Below are 13,356 nucleotides of genomic sequence, written 5' to 3'. Positions count from 1 at the left end.
GCTGCCGCCTCGAAGCTACTCGGCATCGAGGTCAGCCTGATCTACGACGACGAGACCGGCCTTGGGCTTGCCCTTCCATGCCTCGTTGACAGCCTGTTGGAGTTGCCGGTTCAAGGCATTATACTCTTGTTGGCCGGCGGCTATTTGCGTTTGGATATTACTCATCTCGGATTGTCGCTGAACTCCCTCGGGATTGGCCACCGGGCCCATGCCCATCGGAGCGCCAATGCTGGAGCCGCGTAGGTTAGGCGTTCTCGCTTGCTGTTGGCTAATCTTTTTCTGGAGCTTTAACTGCTGAACATTGTCCAAGACCTGCTCCATTTGCTGGGCGATTTTTTCGACGGCTGGATCACTCTTTTCGGCAATTCTGTAATGGGATTCCTTTACTGCGGCATCTCCACAGCGCTTTGCCATGTAGAGGGCGACGTTGGAGTCTGAATTCGAGAATGAAATGGTGATGGCCCCCGCTTGCTCGGGATCAGTGTTCGCCGTGATGTTCTGTTGAATGCTGTTGGTGATGGCGTCCGAGTTCTGGTAGTTGTTGATGCCCACGCTGTTGGCATATCGTTCCTTCCATTCATTGGGCATTTGGCCCACGGATTTGGCAAAATCACTGGTTTGGAGGTAGGTCACTGCTTTGCCGATCACTTGCTCTTGGTTTAGGCCAAGCATGTCCGTGGGCCAGATGAGCTGTAGCGTGGTGGTGGCGGTCGCGGCGCTTAGTGTCTGAGTAGAGAGCCAAACAAGAAAGACTAACGGTGCGAAGATTTTTTGCATTCAAACAAATTGCAGCAAAAATAGCCTTTGTGCAATGCGTGTTTTGCGGCCCTTGAAGCTGGGGCGTTCATCTTAGTAAAAAATGTTCAAGAAAACTTGAACATTGTCGTGTTTTTGTATGTCATCTACCTTGTGTCGAAGGTTTCGCCTCAGTCTACCCCCCCCCCCGAAGGAGTCGTTCCAGCGCCTCCCGGACTTGTTTTGGATGAGTGGGAATTGACGATCATTGAAACCTTCGTCCACGCCGCGCAGCTAATCGGCATCCCAAAATCGGTCGGGCAGATTTACGGCCTGCTTTTTTGCAGGGAAGAGCCGTTGTCGATGGACAGTATCATGACGGCTTTAGGTATTAGCAAAGGCTCTGCGAGCATGGGGCTAAAAACCCTCCGGCAGATTGGTGCTGTCAAAACCGTTTTTATTATCGGGGATCGTCGGGACCATTATTCGGCGGAACTCCGCCTGCGTAAATTGGTCTCCGGTTTCATTAGCGACCAAGTCCAGCCCCATCTGAATGGCGGAAAAGAACGCCTGGAACACTTGGAAACTTTGTTAAAAGATTTGCCCGAGGAACGCCGTAGCGTTGCCGAACAGCGCTTGGGCTATCTACAGTCATGGCTTGGCAAAACCACGACTCTGCTGCCAATCATCCGAAAATTGCTCTAACCGAGCACCATTTTGTTTCCTGGGAAACTACCCAGAAACGCCCTTATGGGCCTTAACACAGTAAACCACTTTTTAAATTGGCTTTCCGCATCTCGCGGTCCCGGCCAAGGGCGGCAGCTTGATTAAATCACTGATGGAAGCGCATATACTAAAGCAGATCAATGAGCTGGGCGAAGTCGTAGCGGCTAGTCGCTCTTTGGCACCGAAAATTAGTGATTCTGGCCGCCATCTCATCAAGGTCCTTCGCTCCGGCGGGAAAATTCTTACCTGTGGTAATGGTGGTAGCGCTACGGATGCCTTGCACCTGGCAGAAGAATTTGTTGGCCGCTATGATGGCGAACGCGCTTCGCTGCCAGCGATCTGCTTGAGCGCCGATGTGTCTGTGCTGACATGTATCGCGAATGACTATGGTTTCGAGGCCGTTTTTTCGCGTGCTGTCGAGGGGCTCGGCCATCCCGGCGATGTGTTAGTTGGCATAAGTACCAGTGGTAATTCCGCCAATATCCTCCGAGCGTTTGAAGCCGCCAAGGCGAAGGGGATGACCACGATATTACTCAGCGGAAAAGACGGAGGTAAAGCGCGTGGCCAGTGTGACTACGAAATCATCGCTCCCAGCGAGACGACGGCCCGCATCCAAGAGATTCACACGCTGATTTTACACTGCTGGTTGGAAATGGTTGAAGCCGAGACTTGGTAAATTTTTTATGGATTTAGACGCCATTATTAAGAAGCTTCCTGAGGCGAAATTGCTCGTCGTCGGCGACGTCATGCTTGACCACTACATATGGGGCGATGCAACCCGCATTTCACCCGAGGCACCCGTGCCTGTGGTTCATGTTTTTAATGACACTTGGCAGGCTGGTGGTGCGGCAAATGTCGCGCTCAATCTGACCTCGCTGCAAGTCTCCACCACGATCATGGGCGTTTGCGCCGACGATGACGCTGGTACCAAGCTCAAGGAGATTTTCACTGATCGAAAGGTTGGCTACTCTGGTTTACAGACAGCAGCCAATGCACCGACCATCCTCAAGACCCGTGTCGTCGTGCAGAAGCAGCAGATATGTCGCATTGACCGTGAGGCTGCGCCAGTTGCATATGCTTTACAGACTGGTGATGCGCTTCGCTCTGTCTGTGATGGAGTGAATGCGGTTATCGTTTCTGATTACGCCAAAGGCGTTGTGACGGGGGACCTTCTGACGGAGCTTACTGCTATTTGTGCCGACCAAAAATGTCTGCTCGCAGTAGATCCCAAGCCACGTCGTCGATTGGATTACAAGGGTGCTGATCTGATGACGCCCAATCGTAGTGAAGCCCTTGAACTCGCCGAAATTTCGATCGGTCTGCATGATGAATTCCCAGCTAAAGCTGTTTGTCAGGCGATTTGGGAGCGCTACCAACCGCATCGCCTCGTTGTTACATTGGGTGGCGATGGTATGCTACTGGCCGAAGAGGGTAAGATTCTCGGGCGTTTGCCGACACGTGCTCAGGAGGTCTTTGATGTTTCTGGTGCCGGAGACACTGTAATCGCGGTGCTCACTGCTGCATTGGCAGTTGGAGCCAGCTTACTAGACGCCGCGCACCTAGCCAACGCCGCCGCTGGCGTAGTCGTCGGTAAATTTGGTGCCGCTACAGTTTCGCCCGATCAGCTTGGCAATGCATGCCGCGATTCTCATTTGCCATTGATTGATTCATCTCCAGCCCTCAAACAAATCTGATGCCCGTTCAACTTGTCACTGGCGCTGCCGGTTTTATCGGCCAGCAAACAGCCTCCCAGCTTTTGGCCCGGGGTGACCACGTTATTGGCGTGGACAACCTCAATGATTACTACGACGTTCGTCTTAAAGACTATCGTCGTCAACAACTTGATAACCACGAGAACTTTAGCTTTCGTCATATCGACATCGAAGATGCGGCGACGGTAGACGCGTTATTCGACGAATTTCCGATCGAGACGGTCTTCAATTTGGCTGCTCGTGCTGGAGTTCGTTACAGCATGGAGAACCCTCACGTGTATTTAAGCACAAATGCTGAAGGCACGCTGAATCTCTTGGAGGGGATGCGCCGTCATGACTGTCAAAAGCTTGTGCTCGCCTCGACTTCGTCGCTCTATGCGGGGCAGAAAATGCCTTTTACGGAGGACCTGCCCGTTAATACACCACTTTCACCCTACGCGGCCTCTAAGAAAGCGGCTGAAGTGATGGCCTACAGCTATCATCATCTTTATGGTTTCGATGTGTCGGTCGTTCGCTTTTTCACGGTCTTTGGCCCGTGCGGTCGACCAGACATGAGCATCTATCGATTCATCAAATGGATCGACGAAGGTGTGCCAATTTTACTCTTTGGCGATGGTGAGCAGAGCCGTGATTTTACCTTCGTCGAAGATGTTGCTGCTGGTGCCATTGCGGCAGAAAAAAAGGTCGGCTACGAAATTTTCAATATAGGGGGGGGGCGTAATCCAATTTCGCTCAACACGATCATTGGCTGGATCGAAGAAGCCCTCGGCAAAAAGGCTGAATATGAGCGTAAACCCTTCCATTGTGCAGACATGATGGAGACTTGGGCCGACATCTCAAAGGCTGAGCGCCTCCTAGACTGGACGCCAAAGATTGATGTCCGCGACGGCCTCCAACGCTGTGTCGATTGGTATCTGGAGAATAAGTCCTGGCTTAAGGATATCGAAGTTTAACATGAAGCCGCTCATTTTTATTGCTGGGCCTTGCGCTCTGGAAAACTGGGATATCTGTGCGCCCGTTGCTGAACAGCTTGTTCGTTGGCGAGATGAATTTGCCTGCTTGCAACTGACTTTCAAGGGGTCTTTCGACAAGGCCAACCGCACATCTCTGGATAGCCCTCGTGGGCCTGGGATAGATGAGGGGCTGGCCTTGCTGGCTCGTGTAAAACAAGAATTTGGGCTACCTGTACTGACCGATTTCCATTTGCCGCAGCAAGCGGCAGCAGTGGGGGAGGTGTGCGATGTATTACAGGTTCCGGCATTTCTCTGTCGGCAAACAGACTTGCTCGTGGCTGCCGCTGAAACTGGCCGTATCGTTAACGTCAAAAAGGGCCAATTCCTCTCGCCGTTTGAGATGGAATACGTTGTCCGTAAGTTGGAAGGGGCCAATGCCAAGGAGATTTGGCTCACGGAACGGGGCTCGACTTTTGGTTATCAGAACCTCGTCGCCGACATGCGTAATTTCAGCATCATGGGGCAATGGGGGCACCCAGTGATTTTCGACGCCACGCATAGTGTCCAGATTCCGGGTGGTGCTGGAGGTCAGAGTGGTGGGCAGCGTGAATTTGTCCTTCCATTGGCCCGGGCCGCCTTAGCTGCGGGTGCCGATGGGCTTTTTCTGGAGACTCACCCCGAGCCATCCCAAGCAATTTCTGATGCGCAAAGCCAAGTGCCGCTCGAAGAGTTGAAAGAGACACTGCCTGCGTTGGTACGACTTTGGGAAGCATTGAATTAGAAAATGAATCGCAGGTTTTGCGATAACATTAGACATTTGAATCACTACGAAACAGCCCAACAAGTCTTCCGAGACGAAATGGCTTCGCTGGACCTGACGCTTCAGCGCATCAGCAGTCAGTTTAATGAGGCGGTAGACCTTATCCTCTCTGTGAAGGGTAAAGTGGTGGTGACTGGCTTGGGCAAATCTGGACTCATCGGAGCGAAGATCGCCGCGACATTAGCCAGCACGGGGACACCAGCAATATTCATGAATGCAGCAGAGGCACTGCACGGCGATTTAGGTTACGTATCTCAGGGGGATGCAGTGCTAATGCTATCGAATAGCGGCGCTACCATTGAGCTAGTGAAGATGCTGCCGAGTTTGGACCGATTGGGCGCGCCGATCATTGGTCTTTTGGGAAAATGCGATACGCCGCTGGCTCGGCGCTGTGACGTTGTGCTTAACGCTGCGGTAGAAAAAGAAGCATGCCCTTTGAATCTAGCGCCGATGAGCAGCACTACGTGCGCATTGGTCATTGGTGATGCGCTGGCCGCGGCGTTAATGAAAGCACGAGGATTTCGCCCAGACGAATTTGCACTGCGTCATCCTGGTGGCGGTTTGGGTGTTCGCCTCCTGCTCAAGGTGAGCGATCTCATGCACCGTGGTGATGAGCTTCCGAAGATACTGCCGAATGCTTCTTTTCGTGATGTGATCGCCGAATCGACTCGTCCTAATTTGGGTGCGGCGTGTGTGGTTGATGAAGCTGGTGCCCTCCAAGGGATTATCACTGATGGAGATGTTCGTCGCTCACTTTTGCAGCCTGACATCATTCAAGCCCTTGCCCGTGAGCTTATGACAGTCAACCCAGTGGCTATTGATATCAGTACCACGATCAATGATGCACTGGAACTGATGGAGGCGCGCAAAATTTACGTGTTGCCGGTTGTTGAAGGCCCGAAACAGATATTGGTGGGGATGTTGCGGATGCACGATATTCTGGCAGACTTCTCGCCAAATTCTCGTCGGAGTTGAGTATTGGAATGAAGATATTGGTTACAGGTGGTTGTGGTTTTATTGGATCAAATCTGATCCGTTTGCTGGTGTTGGAAAAATCCGAAAGCGTGGTTAACGTAGATAAGCTAACTTACGCTGGTAATCAGGAATCTTTAAAAGATTTGGAGAATCATCGGGCTTATTCATTCGAGCAGGCTGACATCGCATCGGCAACCGATTTGAACCGTCTATTTGCGCAGCATCAACCGGACGCAGTGCTTCATTTAGCAGCAGAGAGCCACGTGGATCGCTCAATCGACGGTCCGGCCGAATTCATACAGACCAATGTCGTCGGTACGTTTGTTCTCTTGCAAGCTGCGCGTGAATATTACGAATCACTGGCGACTGAGCGTCGTGAAGCGTTTCGTTTTGTCCATGTATCGACTGACGAAGTTTTTGGCTCGTTGATGGCCGATGATCCAGCTTTTTCAGAGAGCACGGCTTACGACCCTCACTCTCCATATTCCGCGAGTAAAGCGGCGTCAGATCACTTGGCGCGGGCTTGGGGCGAAACCTATGGCCTACCAGTCATTGTTACCAATTGCTCTAATAATTACGGGCCTTTTCAGTTTCCGGAAAAGCTGATCCCGGTGGTAATCCTCAAATGTCTTCGAGGCGAATCAATCCCGGTTTATGGACGGGGTGAAAATGTCCGCGACTGGCTGTATGTAACCGACCATGCCGAGGCATTGTATACGGTGCTTACACGCGGAAGAGTCGGTGAGACTTATAACATTGGCGGGGGAAATGAACTGAGGAATATCGATCTTGTTCAGACGCTTTGTTCGATCATGGATGAACTCGTGGAAGAGGCTCCGGCGGGTGGACACGCATCGCTCATTACTTTTGTCTCGGATCGGCCTGGTCATGATCTGCGTGTTGCGATCGATGCATCAAAGATCGTGCGTGAACTCGGATGGTCACCACTTGAAGGAGGCGGAAACGGTTTTCGTAAAACGGTTCAATGGTATTTAGAGAATCGCAGTTGGTGGGAGTGTATTCTGCGTGGCGATTACCAACTCGAGAGATTGGGTAAAATCGGATGAAGGGAATCATCTTAGCTGCTGGTACTGGGACTCGTCTATATCCGATCACACTCGCTGTTTCCAAGCAGTTGATGCCGATCTACGATAAGCCGATGATCTATTATCCGTTGTCGGTACTCATGCTAGCGGGCATACGCGAAATTCTGATTGTCACAACTGCCGAAGACGGGCCAGCTTTTCAGAGGCTTCTAGGGGATGGTAAGTCTTTAGGGTGTGAGTTTCATTACGCAGTTCAAGAAGTGCCTAACGGTCTTGCGCAAGCGTTTGTCATCGGCAAAGAGTTCATTGGAGATAGCAAAGTTGCTTTGGTGCTTGGAGATAATATTTTTTACGGATCTGGCTTTAGCGAACTTGTTCAAAGTCATACGGACCCGTCTGGCGCGGTGGTGTTTGCTGCCCCCGTACAGGACCCTCAGCATTATGGCGTAATCGAATTTGATCAAAGCAAGCATGCGATTTCTATCGAGGAGAAACCGCCCCACCCAAAGTCCAATTATGCGGTTCCCGGTCTCTATTTTTACGATAACGATGTCATCGCTATTGCAGAGTCAGTAGAGCTTTCTGCTCGAGGTGAATATGAAATTACCGCGATCCATCAGGCTTATCTGGATCAAGGGCGATTGAGCGTGGAAATTTTTAACCGTGGTACTGCTTGGCTCGATACAGGGACTTTCGCATCCCTCAATGAAGCTTCGACCTTTGTTCGTATTGTCGAGGAGCGTCAGGGACTTAAGATCGGTTGTATTGAAGAAGTGGCCTATCGTAGTGGATTTATTAACGACGAGCAACTACTCGAGTTGGCATCCAAGCTAGATAAATCCGGCTATGGAGAATATCTACGGACGATTCTTCAATGAGGCAACAAAACTCAATTGGCTTGGGTGAGGCCTAGTCAGCGAGACTGTCGAATTTTGTTATCCATTTGAGCAAAGCCCTATCAGTCGAAGCCTATCGGCAAGCTACGGACCCGAACCGTAAATCAAAATTACGGATTGAGAAGGAGGAATGGTTTGCTTTGGCCGCGCTAGCGCCGGCGGTGGTGATTTCACCCTTTCTTTTGGGCGGCATGGTTTGGTGGTCACAAGTTACAATTGCTTGTCTACAGGTTCTGGCTTTTGTTCTGGTTGCCACGCCCATAACGGGCCTCGCTTCTTGGCGCGGACGAATGGTGCGTTTACTGCGCTTCCCACCCTTTTGGTTGGGCGGCTTATTTGTATTATATGTTACCATCCAGGCGCTCAATCCGAGTTGGGAGCAGATCTACATCAGCGAGACACAGTCTTACGTCACTGAGCGAAAGCCAGAATATTTTATTCAGTGGCTACCCACGAGCATGAACACAAATTTCTACACCATGAACGCTTGGCGTATGGTGGTGTTCTGGTCTGGCGCTTGGCTGTTTGTCGCTGCGATGTGGATGGGGCTGAAGAACCGCTCAGCTTGGTTGGCATTGGGGTGGATCGCATTAGTAACTGGTGCGATTCTAAGCTTGGCCAGTATCGCGCATCATTTGTCATCTGATCCGAATCTGTTTTGGCTTTCAAAATATAAGCGAAGCATTGGAGCTTTTGGGCCCTTTGTTTATCGAAACCAGGGAGCTGTGTATCTGTATCTGACGATGGGACTGGGATTAGCGATGTTCCTCCATTTCCTCCGGCGAGGCCATATGCGCTCAGGATTGCCTTGGGTTGCCTTGGCATTATCTTTTGCCTGCCTGCTGGGGGTGGCTCTAAACCCCTCTCGGGGCGGTTGGTTAGGCGCAGGGGGGATATTGGCGTTATTCCTTGTCCTGTTGCCGTTTTCAATACGTTGGACTCAGGGTATTTCTCTGCCGGTGCTTATTAGTTCGGCAGTGATTGTTTTAGCACTTCTTGGAGTTGGCTTCTGGGTGGCGCGAACTATGGATTTTTCTGAAATAGAGAAGAAGTGGGCGACTTTTAGTGAAGGAGATGATGTGTCGTTTAATGCACGCTTTATTCTGAGCAGATTGACTTGGGAGATGTTTGAAGAAAAACCATGGACAGGTTGGGGGGCTGGAAGTTTTCAATACCAATTTCCATACTATGGGCTTTCTTATCCAGAGTTATATTTTGCCGGGAAGCCAGGTTGGAAATCCTATGGTAAAGTAACAAATAACTATAAGCAGTCGCACAATGACCTTTTCCAGTTTTTGGCTGAATATGGAATTTTTGGCTGCTCTTTGCTCGTTTTATGCGGTGCATATTGTTTGTTTTTTCCTGCGATGACAGGCTCAGTCTTAATCAACTTATTGATGGTGGTAGGAGTGAGCTTTGTGTTTTTAGTGCACAACATGGGTGATTTCTTCCTGCAGAATTCAATTAGTCTCAGTGCATGGCTTCTACTTTTAATGATTGGCTCTTGCATGTCATCGAAGAGTGTATCTAGGAATCCATTGCAGCTAAGATGATTAATTACTGGCATATTAAGTTAAGAGAAGACGGTTAATATGAGATTGTTCTCAGTAGGTATACCAGCAGTTTTTCGGTGGGCAGGTATTGATAAAGCAATTTTCCTCTCAATCGTACGTCAGGGCTGGGGTGCTCTTGCAGGGCCAATTACCCTGTTCTTTATAGTAACATTTCTCACATTACCAGAGCAAGGATACTATTATACAATGTTCAGTCTCATTGGTGCTAGAATGCTCTTTAATGCCGGTCTTGGCCAAGTCCTCGCTCAATACATTGTCCATGCATTGTCGGGGAAATCAGTTGAAGCAGATCTTAGTAAAATATATAAGATATCGTTTGTTTGGTACGGATTGTCCTCGGTTGCTTTATTTTTTGGGGTCGCAATTATTGGCTATTATATCTTTTCAGCTAAGTCTGATGATGTGGCTTGGCAAGTGCCGTTGGTCTTGGTGAGCATCGGAGCATCAATTGGTTTGGCTTCGACCCCACTGAGTTCAATCGCCACTGGATTTAACCGAGTAAAAGATGTTGTGGCAATCGGCCTGATTTCCACAGTCATTCTCACGCTTGTTAACTGGGGATCGCTGGCTTTGGGCTGGAAATTGTATTCTGTCGGTTTCTCTTTACTTGTGGGCAGCGTTATATCTTTGGTTCTCCCTTTTTACATGTTTCGATCCGAATTGAAGCGGTGTCGTTCCGGAGATTCTTCAACAAGCCAGATTCACTTTTTAAGTGATGTGTTACCCCTTCAGTCTAAAGTTGCCTGTTCATGGGCATCTGGTTATGCCCTAACACAAGGACTGACGCCAATTGTCTTTGCAGCGATGAGTCCAGCAATTGCGGGACGATTTGGTTTCGTGTTATCAGTAGCACTTTTGGTTACTAATCTGGCTATGGCTTGGGTGTCTACTAAGGCACCACTGTATGGGAATTTGGTGGTATCGCGTGATTGGCTTGGGCTAAGAACTCATTTCCAGAAATCTTGTTGGCAAATGATGGGCTTTTGCTTGGGTGCGTTCGTTCTGTTGTACCTGGCTTTTGCGCTGATATCACAGCTACATCTGCCATTCTCAGATCGAATTTTGGGAATGACTGACATCGCATTTGTATTCATTTTCTACTTCTCTCGTCTGCCTGCTGTAGCGATGAATATCTTCAACTGTGCGTTTAAGAAAGACTGGATTTATCAAGTTCAGGCGGTCAACGCAGCATTTGTGCTGCTATGCGCATATGTCATGCTCGGGGTATATGATACGAGTCTACGCACGACATTGCTGGTTCTATCGGCCTCTCAATACTTCTTCTTTTTGCCGATAATGATTGGGGTGACTTATCGAGGTGTACGTCAGTATATTGCCAGATCGATGGATCCAACATTCTAAAGCTTTTGGCAATAAATTAATTACTCAAAATTACTTTAAATTTATGTTTGGTTTTCTAAATAATTATAAAAATGTCAGTTGCATATTGGCATTTCTTGTAGGTGCAACCATGGGATTTGATGTTACCCTTATTGGACGGGTTGCTGTGGCCGAGCTAATAATTGCTCTCTCAATTATACCACTTTTCATGTGGCGGAAATGGAACTGGTTTAACGCAAATTTTTATCGGGCTTTTGCGCTGATTTGTTTGTGGGTTTTTGGAGTTATGATTTGTGATCTCATTAATGGAACTCCATTTTTCCTTTTTTTGAGATCTGCTGCGAGGCCTGTGTTTGTGCTGTTATATGTACTGTTTTTTATTGGTGTTTTAAGTCAAAACCCTCGGTCCATACTCGCCTTCGCCTATGGTAATGTCATTACGGGAGTCGTTAAATATTTTCGGCCTTCCTCGTTTGAATCGGAGGTTGCTCTTGATGTTGGAAGCTATGCGGGTATCGTTTTTCGTGTAACTCCGATGGTTCTGGCTATTTCGATTGCTCTGGCAATATTAGTGTACCAAAAAAGCAAGTATCTGTCCAGTCTAGCGCTTTTATTGGGCGGAGTGGCTATGGTGTTAGTTGGAGGTGCGAGATCAACGCTGCTTATCATGGTGCTGTCATCAGCTGTAATGCTTTTTTTGGCCGTTCTTTCGGGATCTAGGAGGCGATTCCAAATGAACTTTGCCCGTAAGTCATTTCTGTGTGCAATTGCTGCGACATCACTGGTGATTATTTATGGGTTTTATGTCTACGCAGCACCAAAAGGTATGCTAGGTGACGATCAGCAACAAAAATTTGAAAATCAGAGACGAACTGTTTTTGGTGTTACTCCACTGGGCTTTTTCTTGTCAGGGCGTCCACAAGTTTATGCAGCAATGCTAGGTATTGTGGATAAGCCAATATTGGGCTTTGGTTCATGGCGACAGGATTTGACCTCATATTACCTTCTGGAGGCTATTTCTTCCTTAGGTACTGATGCTCAGGTGATTGATCGGCTGCGTTCAAAATCGCTTAAAGGTGGGGCTGGCCACTCAGTGTTATTTCAAACATGGGTCGAAAACGGACTGATTGCGGCTATGTGTGTAATTGCTATTGGCTATCTCTCTGTTCGTGTATTCGCATATTATCTGTCCTTTGATAATCCAATATTGGCATTCATTATCCCAACTATGGCGATGTTCTTCTGGGACTACTTTTTCTCGCCACCCTCCATTTCTGTTCGCTTTACAATGGGATTTGTTTTGGCGAGTTATGTAGTTTACATGGATCGATCGTCAAATCGTAATAAAGGGCTATTGATGGCTTTGAAGTAATGGTGGGATTACGTCTATATGCGCCTCGTGGTATGTGGGTTATTGTCTTATTTTATGCATATTTGTTTTTTAACATACGGTAGTATTTCGAAAATTGCGACATTGAAACGGGCAACCGGAATGGCTGGCCCGTTGATGGAGCGTGGGCACAAAGTCTCAATTCTTATTCAAGATACAGAGGAAAATCGATTGCGTGTGCAGCTTGAATGTCCGACTGTACATGCCTATTATATCAAAGCCGGGGGAGTGCGAGAGGATTTGAAGGCTCGAATTGGAAAGGTGAACGAAATTAAGCCAGATTGTGTTTGGGTTTGTGGCCCTGGAATCAGGAATTTTGTAACGAAGATAAAGGGGTGCCCAGAAGGATTAGTTATTGCTGATCACTCTGAATTGTTGTCTGCGATCAAGAATCGGCATTTTTTTAGGCGTGCTTACGATTATCTGGTAGAGACGTTCTTTGCTTCAGTCATACAAGAGCACGTTGTTTCGAGTGTATATCTCAGAGATAACCTAAAAAGGCGTTTGAGGATGTTAGGACGCAAGGTGGACCCTTTTTATTTCCCTTATGCTTTTAATAGCAAAGTGATGTTAACCGAAAATAGTTCTATTAATAAAAGTATCGTATCAGAGCATGCGAGGTACCGCTGTATCGTTTACCTCGGGACATTCTCTGAGAACTATGGGATATTTGATATGATACGAGCGATTTCTGAGGTCAGTAAGAATTATAGTGATGTGCGATTGATTTTGATGGGGCAAGGGCGCGAAGAAGAACGTGCGAAGATACTAGTGAAAGAGTTGGGTTTAGAGGAGCATGTGAAGTTTGCAGGCTACGTTCCCGAAGAATTACTAGCTACGTATTGCTCTCTTGCGTACGCCTTTATTTGTCCGCTACGTGACACTGTCCAAGATTGGGCTAGGTGTCCTAGTAAATTGTATTTATACCTGCCTTATCGGAAGCCGATTATCACCTGCAAAATTGGCGAGGCTGCACAAATGTTTAAGCAAGAGGACTATCTTTACCAACCAGGTGATTTGAAATCTATGGCGCGGGCTATTGGAAAAACGCTTTCTGATGAAGCGATTCCACTTGGAGTTGATCCATCAATGCACACTTGGGAGGCAAGGGTAGATGCTTTTCTTGATTGGGTTTCCGTAAATCATCCACGGTTAACTAAAGTGTAGCATGCCTATAAATTATTAATT

General features: G+C 48.3%; 13 protein-coding genes. 12 read left to right on the top strand and 1 reads right to left on the bottom strand.

The annotated features are described in order from the left end of the window. Window positions 1-15: 15 nt before the first annotated feature. Window positions 16-777, bottom strand: a complete 762-nt coding sequence (locus IE065_RS11360; RefSeq protein WP_189515114.1) for a GumC domain-containing protein — start codon at window positions 775-777, stop codon at window positions 16-18. A 108-nt stretch (window positions 778-885) separates the two neighbouring features. On the opposite strand from IE065_RS11360, the gene IE065_RS11355 reads away from it, so the two are divergent. From IE065_RS11355 to IE065_RS11300, 12 genes are all read left to right on the top strand, one after another. Continuing rightward, complete coding sequence (locus IE065_RS11355; RefSeq protein ID WP_189515112.1) at window positions 886-1,440, top strand: GbsR/MarR family transcriptional regulator; 555 nt, start codon at window positions 886-888, stop codon at window positions 1,438-1,440. A 133-nt stretch (window positions 1,441-1,573) separates the two neighbouring features. After that, complete coding sequence (gene gmhA, locus IE065_RS11350) at window positions 1,574-2,137, top strand: D-sedoheptulose 7-phosphate isomerase (protein WP_189515110.1); 564 nt, start codon at window positions 1,574-1,576, stop codon at window positions 2,135-2,137. A 7-nt stretch (window positions 2,138-2,144) separates the two neighbouring features. Beyond that, window positions 2,145-3,155, top strand: coding sequence for a bifunctional heptose 7-phosphate kinase/heptose 1-phosphate adenyltransferase (locus IE065_RS11345; protein WP_189515108.1), 1,011 nt, complete (start codon window positions 2,145-2,147; stop codon window positions 3,153-3,155). Continuing rightward, window positions 3,155-4,126: an SDR family NAD(P)-dependent oxidoreductase gene (locus IE065_RS11340; RefSeq protein WP_189515106.1), complete on the top strand. Its 972-nt coding sequence runs from the start codon at window positions 3,155-3,157 to the stop codon at window positions 4,124-4,126. Before IE065_RS11345 ends, IE065_RS11340 begins: the two co-directional genes overlap by 1 nt. A gap of 1 nt (window position 4,127) precedes the next feature. Then, window positions 4,128-4,907 (top strand): 3-deoxy-8-phosphooctulonate synthase, encoded by a 780-nt coding sequence (gene kdsA / locus IE065_RS11335; RefSeq protein WP_189515104.1) that lies wholly within the window; start codon window positions 4,128-4,130, stop codon window positions 4,905-4,907. 78 nt (window positions 4,908-4,985) lie between these two features. After that, window positions 4,986-5,921 (top strand): KpsF/GutQ family sugar-phosphate isomerase, encoded by a 936-nt coding sequence (locus IE065_RS11330; protein ID WP_343218638.1) that lies wholly within the window; start codon window positions 4,986-4,988, stop codon window positions 5,919-5,921. Window positions 5,922-5,929: 8 nt separating this feature from the next. Next, window positions 5,930-6,988 carry a dTDP-glucose 4,6-dehydratase gene (gene rfbB / locus IE065_RS11325; protein WP_189515101.1) on the top strand — a complete coding sequence of 353 codons (1,059 nt, stop codon included), beginning with the start codon at window positions 5,930-5,932 and terminating at the stop codon, window positions 6,986-6,988. After that, window positions 6,985-7,845 (top strand): glucose-1-phosphate thymidylyltransferase RfbA, encoded by an 861-nt coding sequence (rfbA, locus tag IE065_RS11320; RefSeq protein WP_189515100.1) that lies wholly within the window; start codon window positions 6,985-6,987, stop codon window positions 7,843-7,845. The genes rfbB and rfbA overlap by 4 nt, the downstream gene beginning before the upstream one ends. Before the next feature lie 65 nt (window positions 7,846-7,910). Continuing rightward, a complete protein-coding gene (locus tag IE065_RS11315) occupies window positions 7,911-9,416 on the top strand; it encodes an O-antigen ligase family protein (protein WP_189515098.1) in 1,506 nt (501 codons plus the stop codon). Between the two features lie 39 nt (window positions 9,417-9,455). After that, window positions 9,456-10,799 (top strand): hypothetical protein, encoded by a 1,344-nt coding sequence (locus tag IE065_RS11310; protein ID WP_189515096.1) that lies wholly within the window; start codon window positions 9,456-9,458, stop codon window positions 10,797-10,799. A 43-nt stretch (window positions 10,800-10,842) separates the two neighbouring features. After that, the gene (locus tag IE065_RS11305; protein ID WP_189515094.1) at window positions 10,843-12,150 is read left to right on the top strand and encodes a hypothetical protein; all 1,308 of its coding nucleotides are present in this window, start codon (window positions 10,843-10,845) and stop codon (window positions 12,148-12,150) included. A gap of 18 nt (window positions 12,151-12,168) precedes the next feature. Next, window positions 12,169-13,335, top strand: coding sequence for a glycosyltransferase (locus IE065_RS11300; protein ID WP_189515092.1), 1,167 nt, complete (start codon window positions 12,169-12,171; stop codon window positions 13,333-13,335). Window positions 13,336-13,356 lie beyond the last annotated feature (21 nt).

The sequence above is a fragment of the Cerasicoccus arenae genome (genome assembly GCF_014651635.1).
Classification (GTDB): Bacteria; Verrucomicrobiota; Verrucomicrobiia; order Opitutales; family Cerasicoccaceae; genus Cerasicoccus; species Cerasicoccus arenae.
This window is presented reverse-complemented; position numbering and strand designations above follow the sequence as displayed.

What these genes read in the sequence shown, in the direction of transcription:
- gmhA (WP_189515110.1), top strand. Translation starts at nt 1,574, where the DNA reads ATGGAAGCGCATATACTAAAGCAGATCAATGAGCTGGGCGAAGTCGTA.
- IE065_RS11340 (WP_189515106.1), top strand. Translation starts at nt 3,155, where the DNA reads ATGCCCGTTCAACTTGTCACTGGCGCTGCCGGTTTTATCGGCCAGCAA.
- IE065_RS11305 (WP_189515094.1), top strand. Translation starts at nt 10,843, where the DNA reads ATGTTTGGTTTTCTAAATAATTATAAAAATGTCAGTTGCATATTGGCA.
- IE065_RS11360 (WP_189515114.1), bottom strand. Translation starts at nt 777, where the DNA reads ATGCAAAAAATCTTCGCACCGTTAGTCTTTCTTGTTTGGCTCTCTACT.
- IE065_RS11300 (WP_189515092.1), top strand. Translation starts at nt 12,169, where the DNA reads ATGCGCCTCGTGGTATGTGGGTTATTGTCTTATTTTATGCATATTTGT.
- IE065_RS11310 (WP_189515096.1), top strand. Translation starts at nt 9,456, where the DNA reads ATGAGATTGTTCTCAGTAGGTATACCAGCAGTTTTTCGGTGGGCAGGT.
- IE065_RS11330 (WP_343218638.1), top strand. Translation starts at nt 4,986, where the DNA reads ATGGCTTCGCTGGACCTGACGCTTCAGCGCATCAGCAGTCAGTTTAAT.
- IE065_RS11345 (WP_189515108.1), top strand. Translation starts at nt 2,145, where the DNA reads ATGGATTTAGACGCCATTATTAAGAAGCTTCCTGAGGCGAAATTGCTC.
- rfbB (WP_189515101.1), top strand. Translation starts at nt 5,930, where the DNA reads ATGAAGATATTGGTTACAGGTGGTTGTGGTTTTATTGGATCAAATCTG.
- kdsA (WP_189515104.1), top strand. Translation starts at nt 4,128, where the DNA reads ATGAAGCCGCTCATTTTTATTGCTGGGCCTTGCGCTCTGGAAAACTGG.
- rfbA (WP_189515100.1), top strand. Translation starts at nt 6,985, where the DNA reads ATGAAGGGAATCATCTTAGCTGCTGGTACTGGGACTCGTCTATATCCG.